This window comes from Sphingobacterium lumbrici (genome assembly GCF_006476045.1).
Lineage (GTDB): Bacteria > Bacteroidota > Bacteroidia > Sphingobacteriales > Sphingobacteriaceae > Sphingobacterium > Sphingobacterium lumbrici.
This window is the reverse complement of record NZ_SRZY01000023.1, coordinates 145625-162946: the sequence shown is the minus strand read 5'-3', so window position 1 is coordinate 162946 and position 17322 is coordinate 145625. Positions and strand designations below refer to the sequence as shown.

General features: G+C 40.7%; 8 protein-coding genes. 4 read left to right on the top strand and 4 right to left on the bottom strand.

Features of this window, described 5'->3' with window-relative positions:
• Position 1 precedes the first annotated feature (1 nt).
• The 3 genes from sov to E4F24_RS06020 all read right to left on the bottom strand — a co-directional run bounded on the left by sov (position 2) and on the right by E4F24_RS06020 (position 10054).
• Positions 2-7036, bottom strand: a complete 7035-nt coding sequence (gene sov, locus E4F24_RS06030; RefSeq protein ID WP_235891161.1) for a T9SS outer membrane translocon Sov/SprA — start codon at positions 7034-7036, stop codon at positions 2-4.
• Positions 7037-7186: 150 nt separating this feature from the next.
• Positions 7187-7771 carry a Holliday junction branch migration protein RuvA gene (gene ruvA, locus E4F24_RS06025; protein ID WP_140937761.1) on the bottom strand — a complete coding sequence of 195 codons (585 nt, stop codon included), beginning with the start codon at positions 7769-7771 and terminating at the stop codon, positions 7187-7189.
• A 6-nt stretch (positions 7772-7777) separates the two neighbouring features.
• Positions 7778-10054 (bottom strand): NADP-dependent malic enzyme, encoded by a 2277-nt coding sequence (locus tag E4F24_RS06020; RefSeq protein WP_140937760.1) that lies wholly within the window; start codon positions 10052-10054, stop codon positions 7778-7780.
• A 246-nt stretch (positions 10055-10300) separates the two neighbouring features.
• Here E4F24_RS06020 and E4F24_RS06015 point away from each other — a divergent pair, with 246 nt between their 5' ends.
• The 4 genes from E4F24_RS06015 to E4F24_RS06000 all read left to right on the top strand — a co-directional run bounded on the left by E4F24_RS06015 (position 10301) and on the right by E4F24_RS06000 (position 16100).
• On the top strand, positions 10301-12076 hold the full coding sequence (locus E4F24_RS06015) for an aminopeptidase P family protein (protein WP_140937759.1): 1776 nt from the start codon (positions 10301-10303) through the stop codon (positions 12074-12076).
• 107 nt (positions 12077-12183) lie between these two features.
• On the top strand, positions 12184-14439 hold the full coding sequence (locus E4F24_RS06010; protein ID WP_140937758.1) for a glycoside hydrolase family 20 protein: 2256 nt from the start codon (positions 12184-12186) through the stop codon (positions 14437-14439).
• Positions 14440-14441: 2 nt separating this feature from the next.
• Complete coding sequence (locus tag E4F24_RS06005; protein ID WP_140937757.1) at positions 14442-15422, top strand: isoaspartyl peptidase/L-asparaginase family protein; 981 nt, start codon at positions 14442-14444, stop codon at positions 15420-15422.
• A 3-nt stretch (positions 15423-15425) separates the two neighbouring features.
• Positions 15426-16100 carry a copper homeostasis protein CutC gene (locus E4F24_RS06000; RefSeq protein WP_140937756.1) on the top strand — a complete coding sequence of 225 codons (675 nt, stop codon included), beginning with the start codon at positions 15426-15428 and terminating at the stop codon, positions 16098-16100.
• Between the two features lie 20 nt (positions 16101-16120).
• Here E4F24_RS06000 and E4F24_RS05995 read toward each other — a convergent pair whose 3' ends face one another.
• On the bottom strand, positions 16121-16699 hold the full coding sequence (locus tag E4F24_RS05995; RefSeq protein ID WP_140937755.1) for a hypothetical protein: 579 nt from the start codon (positions 16697-16699) through the stop codon (positions 16121-16123).
• Positions 16700-17322: the final 623 nt, after the last annotated feature.

The following is a 17322-nucleotide window of genomic DNA, read 5'->3' as shown; positions in this document are numbered from 1 at the left end:
ATTATTGAAAGAGTACACGGAGGTTGATCCCGAAGTACGTATAAGAGGTAGCGTAGTTCTGTGATGTGTAAGGTTTCACAGAATTTGAGTTATAGAATAGCCGAATGTTGTAAAACTGATTGACCGTATATTCAAGCGTAGGGTTTATACTGATACTTTTATTTCCGCCTGATACCTCCGCTTCGTTGATGTCTGATCGATAAACCACTGTTTTCCGGTCATTCAATGCAAAATCCAGCTTGAAGTTGAAATCATTTTTCCATTTCCGATCGGCGAATAAGCCAAATGGAAGCTGTACATTATTCTTTCGGTAGCCCATTCCCAATACAAGCGATTCTTCACTCATCATTGCCATTTGACTATTCTGCAAGCTAAAGTTCATGTCTCTGGATTTTCTGTATTCCGTATTTGCAGACATGTTGTTTTTGAAACGGACATCCACGCCTATCAACGGAACGAACCGGTCGATGATAGATACCTGTCCATATAGATTTTTTGGAAGGAAGTTATCATTAATATCTCTTTCGGAAGGAGCCCCGTCGTTTTCGGTATAGCGTATTACAGAGTTATATCCCGCAATGACATATTGCGATTGGTACGCATGCGACAGGTTTATCGACGTAAATAGATCTTGAAGTGCTACGATATTTGACAATCCATTATAGGATATGCGCCAGTTTGGAAGCGGGAACCGCGGTTTGCGGTCTATGCTGCTCTGGTCAGGATCCTTTCCTAGGTAAGTAGATAGGAATGAGTTCACGACAACATCCTGCTGGGCTTTACCATACCCATCGGCAAAAACTTCCGGATCTCCTTTTACGGAATTTATATTTTGTTCGGATAATCTATTTGAAATGATCAGACGTTGTTCTTCGAATTTTTTAAATAATTCATTATGGCTTGTAAATGACGTATGTATGGCAATCTGAGAAATACTGTAATTACCAGTCCGGTATGGCGTGATTGGTTCTAGCATCCCGCTTTGTGGATTGTACTCCAATTCTGTAGTAGACGAGAAATTATAATTATCTACCCGTGTTGCGGTAAGATCTATCCGCAGTCCTTTAAGAGGTTCTAAATTAGCAATAACAGAAATATTTTCGGCAAAGGTCTTCGTATATAAATTGGTTTGTAATGTATCCGAAGAGATCCATCCGTTCGTAGAAGCTCTCGATAAGATATCACGCTGACTACCGAATAAAAATCCCCAACCCGGTGCATTTGCATCGAAATTATAACCTAATAAATTGGTGTTCGGCGTATAACCCGGTAGATAGGTTCCCTCTATTCGGGTATAAGCACCGCCCACATTTCGTACAGATGTCAATAGCTGAACAAAAAATGCTTTGCTTCCTTTTGCATTTCTTCCCGAATTTTGTCGGATGAAGCCGAACTTATTATATAATGTTGAAAAGCTTAATGTCGGATTAATCTGAATCGTTCTATTATTTTGAATGCTATTTCCTAAACTGATCTGGTCGCTCTGAAATGCAATAAGCGGTTCACTTTGCCAATTAAACTGCGTACCGTATCTTGTGATGACACTGATCCATTCCAAATATGGGATTTTATTAATTGGTAAGGTATATGTCAAGTTCATCATGTGATTATAATCTGTTGTTCGGCCCATTTTCCAGAAATTAGACCACATGGTATCTTGCTTAATCCCGTCGATACGACCTGCCGGCTCATCAATGATCGAGTAATTTGTTGAATTGAAATCCAGACGTAATGATTTAGTCAAATCCCAACTGATACCGTATATACGGTTCATATTGAAGTTCTTGTTGTAGTACGTCGGTAGTAAATTATTAGAAGAATTGTCTCTTAATGTATTTTCATTGTAAATTCTGTTGACTTCCAGCCTAAAGTTTAATAAAGAAGGCACTAAGTTGAAGTTCAAATCCTTAATGAGCGATAGGTTTTTATTCTTGATCCCTTTGAAAGGCTCGTAGAAATTTATCGTTGGATTGCTGTAGTTATAATCTAATGCGCCTCTATAGTTCTTTTGGAGAGAAGTTGCCGTATTGTAATCGCGGTGATTGTATTCAGCGTAAGCATAGGACAGGCCGAAATTTTCGATGCTCCAGGGCTTAATCGGCGACTCATTGTTTGTTTTGATCTTACGAATATTTGTAAAACTAAAACTTTTGCGCATGGTATAGTCCTGTACTAAGCGTAGCAACGAATCTCTGCTGTTGTTTGACATCGTAGCTAAAGCACTGTTTAATTCGATATCCGGATTTAATGGATTGTATTCGGGAGTGGATTTTTGATTTGAATAATTAAAATAGAAAGGAATAACAATACCATGTCTAGGGTGGAAGAATTTTCCCAATTCCGCGTTGGTCGTAATATCAAAATAGGTGTCCTCAGCCCGGTTTCTTTCTCCTACCCGTTGATAGATCGAACCGAAGCCTACCGTTGATCTCGTTCCGGAAATCGATACATTTGCGAAATCCGCCAATTTCAAGTTAAGACGAGCCGTAGCTGCCCATCCGCCCTTATCGTCAAAGTCGGTAAGACGTAGCTCGTTAAACCAAAATTCGCCATGCAGATCTCGTCCATCGTCCATGTTATTGCTGGTAGATGATCCGCGCAGCGGATTACGAACCCCCATCATATAGAATCGTACTTTGGAGAGATCCGGGGTTCCGATAACAGTAATTCTATTTTCACCGTCAGCATATTCAAAAGGGACATCCAATGGCCAGGGTTGACCATTAAGCGTCGCTTTTTCACGCGCTAACTTCGCATCTTTCAGTAAGTTAATTTTGATATTCATCCGGTTCTCCATCGGCCAGATCAAATCGGCAGAAGTCGTACCGTATGGCGTGATAACAAGCGGCATGTCGTACTCATAGTAATTGTACTTATCGTCCGTTCCGAGGCGCACGAATGCCCTGAAATCGCCGTTATTTAGATTTTCACCTTCGGCATGGATAAACATTTCTAAACGGCCATAAGGTCTGAAATCGTGAGATGCTGTTTTATAGGTTGCCCGGGCATAACCATCTCTCAGGTTTTTAACATCTAAACTCAACGCTTGTTCATTCAGTTCTACATCAAGATTATTATTAGACCAGTCTATTTGTCGGTTAATACCGGGAGGTACTTTATATGGAATGGGTTCTCTCTTGCCGTTTTCTTCTATACTTATATTCGCTACATTGAAGGTAGAGTTATCCGATGCCACCACACCCATTGCGTAATCACTGATTACTTTGTCGGCGACATTTTCACTGTTATATTTTCGCCAATCTCCGCGTACAAATTGCAACCTGCCAAATCGAACAACAGAAGTATCAGCAAAGTTGGTCATGAACATCCGTACGAAGCGAACGGATTTAAAATCTTGGATATCACCGTGTCTGCTTTCAAATTCATTAAGTGGTATGCGTATTTTATACCATTTCACATCAGACTTTTGTGAATTGGCCAAGGTTACCTGTGTAGTTTGCTCGTCAACGATAAAGTTCTGACCAACAACCATATCCTGCGGGCGAATGGATAATTTATATTGGTAATACTCATCTACCTCGTTCATGGTGTTATCCCGATTGACATCTTCGCCATCGGGTAACAACGTATTCGCTGAGGTTTCCACACCAAAATCTGCCAGGGATTGGTTGTTTGTACGCGTGTTTCCCTGCGTGCCGTTGTACCGCTTGTAGCGTTCTAATATTCCGACACTCTGGTCAAAATGATTTCCCCGGAAATAAGTATAATCATCGGTAGAAGGGTCGTCTCGTAATGAAGTAAAAGCTGTTGGATTTAATATACCTTGCAATTGATTTAGGAAGTTGCTGTGAAACGATCGTTCTTCGTCATTGGTTAGCCCGTCTAATCCTATATCCTGTAGTAATCTACTCTCATTGCTGTTTTCAAATGCCTGAATAACAGGTTGGTTTTTTATCACATTACCCCAAACCGTCTGTTCGATCTGACTTTTATCACCAGTCGGAGAAAGACCATTTTCCAATGATTTGCGTCCATCTTTTAAGATGTCCTCAGAGATGTTGCCAAGATTGATATAGATGTCACCACCGGCCTTGTTGGGGTTGGTAAGGGTAGGGTCCATCATCCACATTTCTAAGAATTCAATATTCTGAGCTTCGAAATCGGTTTGATCAATTTTTCTAAACATACCGCCCCAGCGATTTTGTGGGTTGCTTAAAGTACCATCGCTATTGACCCCTGCAGTTGTATAATTGTATTGGCCGCGCAACATCGGGTAATACGTCATGTCCAATGTGGATAAATACACATCTGAACCTGTCCTACTGTTCCTAAATGGAAATACTTCCTGCTCGGTCACTTTTCTGACCCGATGATCGGACAACATATTGGGCGTTAAGCTTGGATTAAGATCCGATGATTGATAAAATATCGGGTCAATATTATAAAATGTAAGATGTGATCTATTGTAGCCATAGCTTAAATCATTGTTCAGATTGGATTCAGGGAACATGCGGGGAGTCCCTGAGATTTGCCATCCTAAATATCCTTTGATATCAATATATGAAACACTATTCTCAAAGTTATCAATGTATGTTGTACCAGTATTATTGTCTGCCGTGTTCAAGCCACGGGGATGTCCGGGTATTAGTTGTGCAAATTCCCCATAGAAACTGATATGGGATTCTTCTTTGGTGCTTAGAAAAGGCAATTTGTCGACTAAGCGGGTTAACCATCTAGAAGGTGCATTGTATGTGAAATCGGCACCCAACATGGTGTTGGAAATAGGTTCTTGACCGATAGAAACTTTTTCGGTAAGCGGCTTTTCGGTCAGGTTCATGACGGTGGCACCGATATGGATATTTGGATTCAGCGCGTAATCAAAACGTCCCCCCATTAATGTTTTTTGTTGCAGACCATATAATGTCTCGTCTTCCATAGAAATGGAAATCGGTTGACCCGAAAGGAGAAGTGCTTGGTTTAAAATTCGAAGGTTGCCTATTTGATAATCAATGTTGTAGTCTATCCCTTCTTCCAATACTGCGCCCCCAGACATTACCCGAACAGAGTTAGGCCGAAGGTTCATCGCACCCAATTGATATTCGGCACTTCCCCCGGTAGAGCTATATCTACCTTTTAACAGGTAGCGATTTTTGTTGGGATACTTTTGCTGCGCATCCATTTGAGTCATCGTGTACAGTTCCGGAAAAGTGTATTTTTCCACCAATTGGGTTTCTCCTGACGCAAATTGATTCGCTAAATCTCTACCGAAGGGTTCCACAATAGGGAAGATTAATTTTCCTCGAACAGGTTCTATGGTGATGTTCTCTAAAAAGTCCATTAGACCGTCAGCACCTGCAGCCTGTTGCTGATTCAGCCGATCTAATCCGGTCAGTTGCAGCCAGGTTTTATCGATAGTATTTATTCCTTCATATAATGCAGGCCGTTGCGCTCCTGTTTCATCTTCCGTACGGTAGATTTGAACGTGAAAGTTAGTACTCGAAATGTTGTTTGCGCCTAAAGAATACACGTTTTTCATCATCAAATCCCAAGTGGGAAGATTTGTTTTGATCGTTTCATTTTTTAGGAGCTTGGTGTAAAGCATTTTTGGGTCGGAAGGCGTTACAGGTATATCTGTACTAAACTCACCCACTTGATATTCTTTACCATTGGCCAGATACTTGTAGGCTACAGCTAAAACCTGATCTTGATGAAGTGGATATATCAATGAAATATAACCTAATCTTCTGTTAACGGTAAAATCTCTTCCTTCTACTAATTTTCGTGCGTATGTAAGTTTGACATAATTGTCATTTGCTCCGGAAGAAGCAAAAAAACTTTGGGTGAAATTACTGTTTGATGCACGACCACTTTCGCCCAGGAGAGTTAACAAGTTGTTGGAAATCGAAGGAGCCGGCTCTCCCGGAATACCTGTAGAGGGAAGAGGCTGGCTTCCGCGAGAAATTAGGCTACTGTATGGAGTATATTCTCCCACATCCATTAAGGCCATAATGTCTCGTGCCTCTTCGAATGAGTTTGAGCGGTTACTGGTCCATACCTCTATTTGGGTAATATTTACCGGCGTATTTAGTATTGGCGCTAGCGCTAGTGATCGGTTATACGTTTCTCGAAAATATTGACCCAAAAAGAAATGTTGATTTGCCTCGTAATTACTCATCTCTAAGGTAAACTCACTGTCACGTCTTCCGTTGGTAATCGTGAATTCTTTTTGATGGGAGCGTTGTTGTGAAAGTAATCCCGTGAACGTTAGCTTGCCAAACTGTAGCTGTGCTTTTATTCCAAAAAGTGATTCTGAACCTTGGATCAAGGTAGAATTAAGGGGCATACTTACGTTGCCGATTTCTAATCTGCGTAAGATATCATCATCTTTGGCGACATAGTCAAATCGTACTTGATTTTCAAAGCCAAATTGTGCTCGTGAATTGAAATTGGCATTGACCTGTACACGTTCACCTATTCGTCCAGTAAGGTTTAAGTTAATATTTTGATCGAAATCAAACCCCCATTGTTTGCGTTGCCGCTCATTGAACATCGGATTCTGATTGGTGTTGTATTGTCCCATTAAAGTCACATCTGCACTTCCCCGAGGACTGATGTCGATGGTATTTCCGCCAAATAGCCTTTCGAACGTAGGGCTATTGATTTCTATTACCGGAAAAAGACGTCGTCGTCGCTCTTCCGCTAATTCTTTGTCGGCCAGTTCTTCCCAATAATTTTTTTGTAACCTATTGAACTCGTATTTACTAAATTCATCGATGGATAAATAAAGTGGTGGTCTATACAACTTGGATCCAATTTTCTCCCGAATGATGTATTGTCTGGTTTCCGGGTCAAAAATGATTTCCCGCTCTATATTAGAAGGCAGACCCAAGGAAATCGGCCGATAAGATTTTGTGAGCTTGAGAAAAGGATTGTCTTTAAACTGGTATTTAAGTTTCGTGCTATCGGATACGTTGTTGCCAACAGCTCCTACGGATGCAATAGTCTGTGCAAAACCTATATATAGGAAAGTACAAACAAAAACGAGGCATTGTGCTATGAAACTATATTTTTTCAAACGAAATGGCTAAAACGAGTGCTATGCTTAAAATTAGATCAACACTCGCAAATATCATAGTTTTTATTAACATTCGCAATCAAAATAAGCATCTCAATATAAATAAGATGTGTTAAAAAATGCTAATTTTTAGGTCTAGTAGAATCTGGACTACAGCTTTTTAAGCGCAGACTTGATAAGCGCTTCAACGGTTAGGTCGGGTTCGGTTAGGGTAATGGTATTTAATACTTTTTCTGCTTGGAGTTTTGCGAAGCCCAGCATGACCAACGCCGTTAATGCTTCTTCGGGTACGGAAAGTCTGTTTGATGGCGAAGGCAACAGCGTATCTGCACCTTCTTTTTTCAACTTATCCTGAAGTTCCAAGATTACGCGTTGTGCGGTTTTAGGGCCTATTCCTTTTATTTTCTGGATAATAGCCACTTGTCCGTTGATGATTGCCGATTGGATTTCTTCGGGTGTGATGGAAGAAAGCATCATACGTCCGGTATTAGGACCAATTCCGGATACTGAGATCAAATGATTGAATAGCTGCCTCTCTGCTTCGCTAGCAAACCCATAAAGGGTATGTGCGTCCTCTCTTACTTGAAAAGATATGTATAATTTGCAATTTTCTCGCTCCTTAATAAGCGCGAAAGTGGTTAGTGAGATGTGTATGTGGTATCCGATCCCACTCACATCCAATATGACGTGAGTGGGCGCTTTAAATACCAGTTTGCCGTTTAAATAATCGTACATCAAATATTAATTAGATGTGTTACAAGATTGTGCTTCTACTACTGCAATAGTAACCATGTTGACGATTTCGCGTACTGAACTATCCATTTGAAGTACATGTATAGGTTTATTCATTCCTAATAAAATAGGTCCTACAGCCTCTGCATTGCCAACTTCTTGTAAAAGTTTGTAAGCGATATTGCCTGATTCTAAACTTGGAAAAATCAACGTGTTGGCAGCCTCTCCATTCAAGGAACTAAACGGAAAATTGGCTTCTAAAAGATCTTTGTTAAGCGCGAAGTTTGCTTGAAGATCGCCATCCACGATGATCTCAGGATGGTCTTTATGCAATATTTTCACGGCTTCTCTTACCTTTTTTGCAGTAGTACCTTCGTTAGATCCAAAGTTAGAGTAAGATAGCATAGCCAAACGAGGTTTGATGTTGAATCTTTTTACAGCAGTCTCCAACAAAACAGCAATTTCCGCCAGTTCTTGTGCTGTAGGGTCGGTGTTTACTGTGGTATCACCTAAGAATAAGGGCCCTTTTTCAGTAAGCATCATATACATCCCTACCAGACGGCTTCCTTCTTTTGCTCCAATGACCTGCAATGCAGGTCTGATCGTAGAGGCATAATTTCGCGTTAATCCTGAAATTAACGTATCTGCTTCTCCAAATTCGACCATACTAGCCGCAAAATAATTCCGATTGGTTATTAATTTTGATGCCTCGCTTTTGGTTACACCTCTCCGTTGGCGTTTCATATAAAGGTGGTTTGCAAATTTCTCGTATCTTTCCGTATCTTTTTCTTCTTGTGGATCGATAATTTCTACGGTGCCGATTTCAAAACCATATTCTTTAATCAGACCATTTATTTTTTCTTTATTGCCGAGTAAGATCGGGATGGCAATACCTTCTTCTTTGACAATTTGTGCTGCACGAAGTGTTTTATAATTGTCTGCTTCTGCAAAAACGACCCGTTTTGGATTACGCTTCGCTTTGTCTGTCATGTTGCGCATGATGCGGTCATCTTTCCCAAGACGTTTGCGAAGCTCTTCTTTATAAGCATTCCAATCTTCGATATTCTTACGTGCAACACCGGAATCAATAGCAGCCTTCGCAACGGCTATAGATACTTCTGTGATTAAACGCGGATCCGTAGGTTTTGGAATGACATAATCTCTGCCAAAGCGAAGATTATTTGTGTTATAAGCCTGATTAACCTCTTCAGGTACATGTTGTTTTGCCAAATTGGCAATAGCATGTACAGCAGCAATTTTCATTTCTTCGTTGATCGCCGTAGCGCGTACATCCAATGCTCCCCTGAAAATATAAGGAAAGCCCAAAACATTGTTTACCTGGTTTGGGTAATCTGATCGACCTGTCCCCATAATGATATCTTCACGTGTAGCGATTGCCGACTCGTAGGCTATCTCCGGATTTGGATTAGCCATAGCTAGCACAATAGGATTTGGAGCCATCGTGCTGAGCATTTCTGGCGTTAAAACGTCTGCTTTGGACAAGCCGATAAATACATCGCTTCCTCTGACGGCATCTTCTAAGGTGTAGATACCAAGGGTTGTAGCCCACTCAGCTTTAGTCGCGTCTAAGTTGTCACGATCCGCGCGAATAACACCTTTGCTATCGAGCATGATGATATTTTCTTTTTTAGCACCTACTGAAACGTACATAGCCGTACAAGAGATAGCTGCTGCACCTGCTCCGTTGACTACAATTTTTACATCCGCGATGTTTTTGTTCTGCAGTTCGCACGAGTTAATTAAAGCCGCCCCTGAAATAATTGCTGTACCATGTTGATCGTCGTGCATTACAGGGATCTTCATCTCTGCTTTTAATCGACGTTCGATTTCAAAACATTCAGGAGCTTTGATATCTTCTAAATTTATACCGCCAAAAGTAGGCTCCATCGCTTTTACGATATTTACAAATTCATCTACGTTTTTTGTATCTAATTCAATGTCAAATACATCAATATCTGCGAATATTTTAAATAGCAAACCTTTACCTTCCATTACCGGCTTTCCGGCCTGTGCGCCGATATCGCCTAATCCTAAAACGGCTGTACCATTACTGATTACTGCTACTAAATTTCCTTTAGCAGTATATTTGTAGGCATCTTCGTTGTTTTCGGCAATAGCTAGGCAGGGCTCTGCTACACCCGGCGAATATGCCAAGGATAAATCTCTTTGTGAGTTATATGGTTTTGTCGGTACGACAGCTATTTTTCCGGGACGCCCCATGGAATGGTAATTTAATGCGTCCTTTTTTCTATTGATATTACTCATTTTTCAGTGTTTATTTTCAATACGAGGGTACAAATGTATCATTCTATTTATGTAAAGAAGAAATTTTGCGCCAATATTATTTTAAATTATCTAATACCATAAACATGTTTTGACGCATTTTTGACGTGCCACCGTTATATGTTATATACCAAAAGTGTATACCTTTCCATTCTTTGCCGTATCTCTGCATTTGGGATCTTAGTTTAAGATTTCCTAACTTGCGTACATAATTTAATGGTAACAAAAATGACACATTTGGAAAGATTAAAACAGATACGCCAATTGATGGCAAAAGATGGAATAGCAGCTTATATTATACCTTCCTCTGACCCCCATATTAGTGAATACTTGCCGGAAAGATACAAGTGTATCGCTTGGACATCTGGTTTTACGGGGTCTGCGGGTACTTTAGTCATAACATCTGATTTCGCAGGATTGTGGACAGATGCACGCTATTTTGTACAAGCTAAAGAGGAATTGGCTGATACAGGTTTTGAACTGGTAAAACTAAAAGTGCAGGGGGCAGCAGAATATGCAGAATGGATAGGGGAGCATCTTATAAAGGGAGATAAAGTTGCTTTTGACGGTAATTTAGCATCGTTATTGGTAGCACAGACTGTTAAAGCTATATTGGAGCCATTAGGCATTCTTGTGGATGGACATGTCGATTTACTTAGTCTAATTTGGAAAGATCGACCGGAGCTGCCTCGTGCAAAAGCCTTTTTATTGGATGAAAAAACAACAGGACAAACAACCGCTTCTAAAATAGAGGGTGTGCGTAATGTGTTAGCCAAAAGTAGGGCTGAAGCACATTTGATTTCTTCTTTAGACGATTTGGCTTGGGTTTTAAATATTAGGGGACAAGATGTGTCTTGCAATCCTGTCGTATTGGGATTTGTATATATTTCGGCTACCGAAGCTATTTTGTTTATCGAACTTTCAAAATTAGATGGGGATATGGTTCGGGAATTAGAAATAGCCGGAGTGACCATAAGAGCGTATGAGAACGTGTTTGAATTCGTAAAGAAGCTAACCGTAGCATCTATTCTTATCGATCCAAAGCGTACTTGTTTTTCTATCTATGACAGCATTCCTTCTGCAGTTGATATTATAGAATGTATTAATCCATCCACTACATTCAAGGCAGTAAAAAATGCAGTCGAATTAAATCATATTCGGGAGACTATGATTAGTGATGGTGTGGCATTGACTAAATTTTTTAAATGGCTGGAGGAGAATGTGTCTAGTGGAACATTATCGGAAGTCTCTATTGCTGAAAAACTGCGAGAATTTAGAGCGGCACAAATAGGATTTGTAGATGTGAGTTTTGATACCATTGCCGGTTATCTCGATCATGGTGCTTTACCCCATTATCATGCTACTGATTTTAGTAATTATCAGTTAAAACCACAAGGCCTGCTTTTGGTGGATTCGGGTGGTCAGTACCTCACAGGTACAACGGATATTACACGTGTCGTATCGCTTGGTGAAGTTACGCAGGAAGAGAAAGATGACTATACCATTGTATTGAAAGGAACTATTGAAGGAAGTAATGCAATCTATCCAAAAGGTTCCAAAGGCTATCAGATTGATGCGATAACGCGTCGTCCGATCTGGGCTACACTCCGTAACTACGGTCATGGTACAGGTCATGGTGTTGGTTTTTTCTTAAATGTACATGAAGGTCCGCAGGTGTTCAATCCTACGAATGTAGATGTTGCCATTGAAGAAGGAATGATTACCTCCATAGAACCGGGTCTATACCGGGAAGGTAAGCATGGTATCCGTATCGAAAATTTAGTGCTCTCCAAAAAAATGGAAAGTACCATATTTGGTGATTTTATGGATTTTGAAACATTAACGATCTGCTATATCGATACCGATCTCGTTGAACCATCATTATTGGATCAAGTTCATATCGATTGGTTGAATAACTACAATCAATGGGTGTTTGATCAACTATCTCCTCGCTTGTCAGAAAGTGAAACATCATGGTTAAGGGGAAAAACGGGAGCTATCTAAAGTAATAAGATTTGAAAAAAGGTTTTAGCAAAATAATTATTAATAGTATTTTTGGGAAAAGCGTATAATTAGGATGATTCTGTTTATTAGAGATAACTCACTATATAATGAAATATATTAAGTATTTATTTTTTTCTTTTTTTGCTGTGGTAGGTAATAGCTATGCACAGCAGAACCTAATTCCCCAACCGCAGCAAATTGATATTAAATCGGGCAATTTGTATTTGGATAGGAATTTTTCTATCGTCGGTAAGGGCTCCCCAGAAGAAGCGAAGTTTTTGCAAAAAAATATAAAAGAAATCACTGGTCTGGAATTGCCTATTTCGAGTAAAGATGCAAAAAAGAGTATCATTCTGAATCTAGATGCACAGCACACTGCTTTCTCTAACGAAGGGTATGAATTGATTGTTGCCGCGAATCAGATTACCATTACGGCGAATCAAAATCGGGGAATTTTCTATGGCATTCAAACACTTCTGCAATTGATTGAAGAAAATCGATCAAGCCTGAATATTCCGTTGTTACTTATTCAGGATGCTCCTAAGTTTGCCTATCGCGGAATGCATCTGGATGTTTCCCGCCATTTTTTCAGTACAGAAGAAGTAAAACAGTATCTGGATTATCTGGCAGCATATAAGATCAATAAGTTTCATTGGCATTTAACAGATGATCAAGGATGGCGTATTGAAATTAAAAGTCACCCGAAGCTGACGGAGGTAGGTGCTTTCCGAAAAGAATCCCAAACAGGACCTTACGCAGCGATGACGTTTGATGGAAAACCGTACGGAGGTTTTTATACCCAGGAGCAAATCAAAGATGTCGTTGCTTATGCACAAGCTTTACATATCGAAGTTATTCCTGAAATTGAGATGCCAGGGCATGCGCAAGCGGTATTGGCAGCCTATCCCGAATTGTCCTGTACAGGAGGTCCCTTCGAAGTAGGAACAACCTGGGGCGTAATGGATGATATCTTCTGTCCTAAGGATGAAACATTTGCTTTATTGGAAGACGTGATCGATGAAGTCATTACACTTTTTCCCAGTAAATACATCCATATTGGAGGAGATGAAGCGCCAAAGACAAGATGGAAAAGCTGCCCGCATTGTCAGGAATTGATAAAAAAGGAGGGCTTAACCGATGAATTGGAGCTACAGTCGTATTTCATTACCCGTATGGAGAAATACATTAATGAAAAAGGGAAGTCTATCATTGGCTGGGATGAAATCTTAGAGGGTGGATTAGCACCCAATGCAACTGTGATGAGTTGGACAGGTATTCAAGGGGGAATTCACGCTGCGAAAACAGGGCATGATGCGATTATGACACCTACTTCGCACCTATATTTTGATTATTACCAAGGCAATCCGCAAACCGAGCCATTGGCCTTTGGAGGGGATACACGTTTGGATAAAGTGTATAGCTTTAATCCAATTCCGAGTGAACTCTCTGCGGAAGAAGCCAAACATATTTTAGGTCCGCAAGCGAATATGTGGACAGAATATATCACCAATTTTAAACAAGTGCAACACATGCTGTTTCCACGTCTGATGGCCTTATCCGAGGTAGCATGGGGAACGTCTAAACCTGACGACTATAAAAAATTTGAAAGTCGTGTGATTCAGCATTTGAAGGTTTTGGATCGCAAAGGCATTAATTATTCTAAAGCAATTTATGAAGTGATCGGAAATATTAAATTAGTGGATGGCCAGCTGACTTATACCCTCTCGACTGCCAACGACCCCAAGCATATCCGGTATACGATCGATGGTTCCGAGCCTTCATCAGCTTCGTTACCTTATGTATCTCCTATCAACATTGATCAATCGCAAACCATTAAAGCTACTTATTTTGAAAATGGAAAGCCGATAAGTGCCACGATTACACAGTCGTTTGATATCAGCAAATCAACAGGTAAAAACATTCGGTTAGTCGAGCAGCCCGGTGAGGCATATTCTACAGGGGGTGCAAGTACACTGATAGACGGCGTATTTGGCGATAAACAATATTTTGGAAAGAATTGGCTGGGCTTTAATGGCAAAGATGTAAATGCGACTATTGATTTTGGGAAGGAAACTGAATTCAGTACCGTAAAATTATCATCGTTGGATCGTAAGGGTAGTTGGATACATTTTCCGAAGGAAGTACGCGTATCCATTTCCAAGGATGGATCACAGTATGAATTTGTAAAAGGGCTTAGTCAGGCGGAAATTATTGATTCTGATGGTGATTTAGTTGTTACGTTTCCTGTGCAAAACGCAAGGTATATCAAAGTTGAAGTATTAAATTTGGGTATCATCCCAGATGGGCAAGCAGGAGCCGGATCTGGAGCCTGGTTATTTGTGGATGAGATCAGTGTAAATTAGCGATGAACAACAGAAGAAACTTTATCAAGAAACTAGGACTCGCTTCCGTAGGTGTAGGCCTGGTTTCTTTAAAAACGAATGGTGCGGCTAAGAAGAAGATCAATAAGCCAGTTGTGCTATCAACATGGGATTTTGGTTTAAAAGCAAATGAAGAAGCCTGGAAAGTCCTCAATGCTAATGGCCGTGCGTTGGATGCCGTAGAGCAGGGGGTACGTTATACCGAAGCCGATCCAACGGAGCGGAGTGTAGGTTATGGCGGAAGACCGGATCGCGATGGCAAAGTAACATTGGACGCTTGTATTATGGATGAAATGGCGAATATTGGGTCCGTTGCGGCATTACAATCTATAAAGCATCCCATTTCTGTAGCCAGGGCCGTTATGGAAAAGACACCACATGTGATGTTGGTCGGTGAGGGCGCGCTCCAATTTGCCAAGGACCAAGGTTACACTGAAGAAAACCTATTGATTGAAACCTCAGAAAAGGAATGGAAAGAATGGTTGAAAACATCTAAATATGAGCCAGTGGTCAATATTGAAAATCACGATACCATTGGCATGATTGCATTGGATTCGGCCGGGAATCTTTCTGGCGCATGTACCACCAGTGGTATGGCCTATAAAATGCATGGACGGGTGGGAGATTCTCCAATTATTGGGGCGGGTCTCTATGTGGATAATGAGATTGGTGCCGCCACTGCCACAGGGCATGGGGAAGAGGTAATCCGGACAGTAGGCAGTCATCTGGTGGTCGAACTGATGCGTCAGGGACATTCTCCACAAAAAGCTTGTGAGGAAGCCGTGAAACGTATTGTCAAGTTTACCCAAAACCGTAAAAAGCCCTTAGACAATATTCAAGTCGGGTTTATAGCATTGAATAAAAGAGGAGAGTACGGTTCTTATTGCATACATGGGGGGTTTAATTATGCTAAATATGATGCAAAAGGAAATGAATTAATAAAATCTAATCATTACTTAAAATAATAAATGGCAAAATTAGAAATTGCTTGTTTCCATCCGGATTCGGCGAGGATCGCGCAGGAAAATGGCGCAGACCGTGTTGAACTGTGTGCAGAAATGCATGTCGGAGGAACAACTCCTTCCGTAGATATGGTAAAGAATGTACGGACTCAGGTGCAAATTGATCTAAATGTCATGATTCGACCCCGAGGAGGGGATTTTGTCTATTCCGTTGCGGAATTCGAGCAGATGAAACAAGAGATTGTCGCATTTAAGGAATTGGCGGTAGATGGTTTTGTTTTTGGTGTTTTGGATTCAAACAATGCTGTCAATATAGCGCAAAATATGGAGTTGGTCGAACTGGCTCAGCCCTTGCCTTGCACTTTCCATCGGGCATTCGATGTCGTCCAGAATTCAGACTCCGCTTTGGAAGATGTAATAGCCTGTGGGTTTAAAACCATTTTGACATCGGGGTGTGAGCCAAATGTAGATTTAGGATTAGTCAACTTGGGTAAATTAGTCAAACAAGCTGCAGGGCGTATTACGATCATGCCGGGTGGTGGATTACGGTCTACCAATATCGCTCACGTTTTAACAGAAACCGGTGTACAGTATGTTCACTCCTCAGCAATAACAGATGGGTCAGAAACGGCGGTAGCCGAAGAAGTCGCGGCGTTAGCCCGTGTTGCGAAGACTTTGTAGTCATGCACCTTTTTTGCATGTCAGCTCATGCGAGAGCAATTGATTGCTGCTATAATTGATGCCGGATTAAATTTGTCATCATTTATTAAAGTTAATCTATTCCCCCGGTTTGATAAGAATTCCAAATTTACACCAACCAATACCATATCTATATCGGCATCATCAAGTGTATATGAAAAAGTTTGCTCAGGGATCCACACATCCTTGTAGTAAGATTCAAAGCCAATTTCTTCTTTTCCCAATTTATCTATCCACTCTTTTTCGAAATTGATACCTACGGTCATAATACGTAAATTTGTGTAGGAGCAATTTCTAGTTTTTTTGATATGGTCTCTAACATGGAATGAAGGAACAGTGACAGTAAGGGTGTTGTTTTCTGCTAGTCGTGTTACAATATCAAAGAACATGTAATCATGAAGATGGCTGTTTTCATTGAATTGAAAGCCAACTAGACGATTTGGATTTCCTGCCGCTGCACTTTTCTCACCGAGAAACTGACGGTTGCATTTCATAACGCGTTGCATGTGTACAACAAGACGATTGTGCATCTTTGGATCGTGCATATCCTGATGGAGCGAATTCAAAGAGCGGCGTATCACCGCACCAGCTTTGCTTGCCTTGCCGAAGTCAGAAGAAGCTGCTTTGCTCCACCTTGTTTGGTTAGGCTGCGTTGCTTTCGTTTGTACAATATTTTTATCGCCTACTTTTCGGTTTATCAGGTCGCCTAACTGTCCCCTGATATACCCATTATCTATATGTGCTATACCCGAAGGTAAGTGTTTAATTTACTGAAAAACAAGTTGTTGTTTATTTTTAGGGATATGGAAATGCAGATATATCACCGATTGTAAAATTAGAAATCGACAGCGCTTATCAATTATGAAATTAGCAATGCCTGAGGTTACTTCTCCTATCCTTATCTAATACACCTTCTATAAGTCAAGTTACCTGACTCGTGTGTTCATTATAGTGTGCCCGAAGTAAATCCGGGGTGTCTCCGTAGTGAGTCCGAGTATAACACGGAAATACCGTGTTTTCAATGTTGATGGAATACGGATATATCTGCTTTTAGTAACGAATGGAGTATATTTCTGAGGTAAATGATTTGTATACAAGAGATAAATAGCGGTTTATACACGGACTAAGTAATTGTGAAGTGTTTATTCGCTTTTATTCGCCGGTACAAGCACGTTACTTGCGGGTAAGCGTAAAGGGCTGGCAA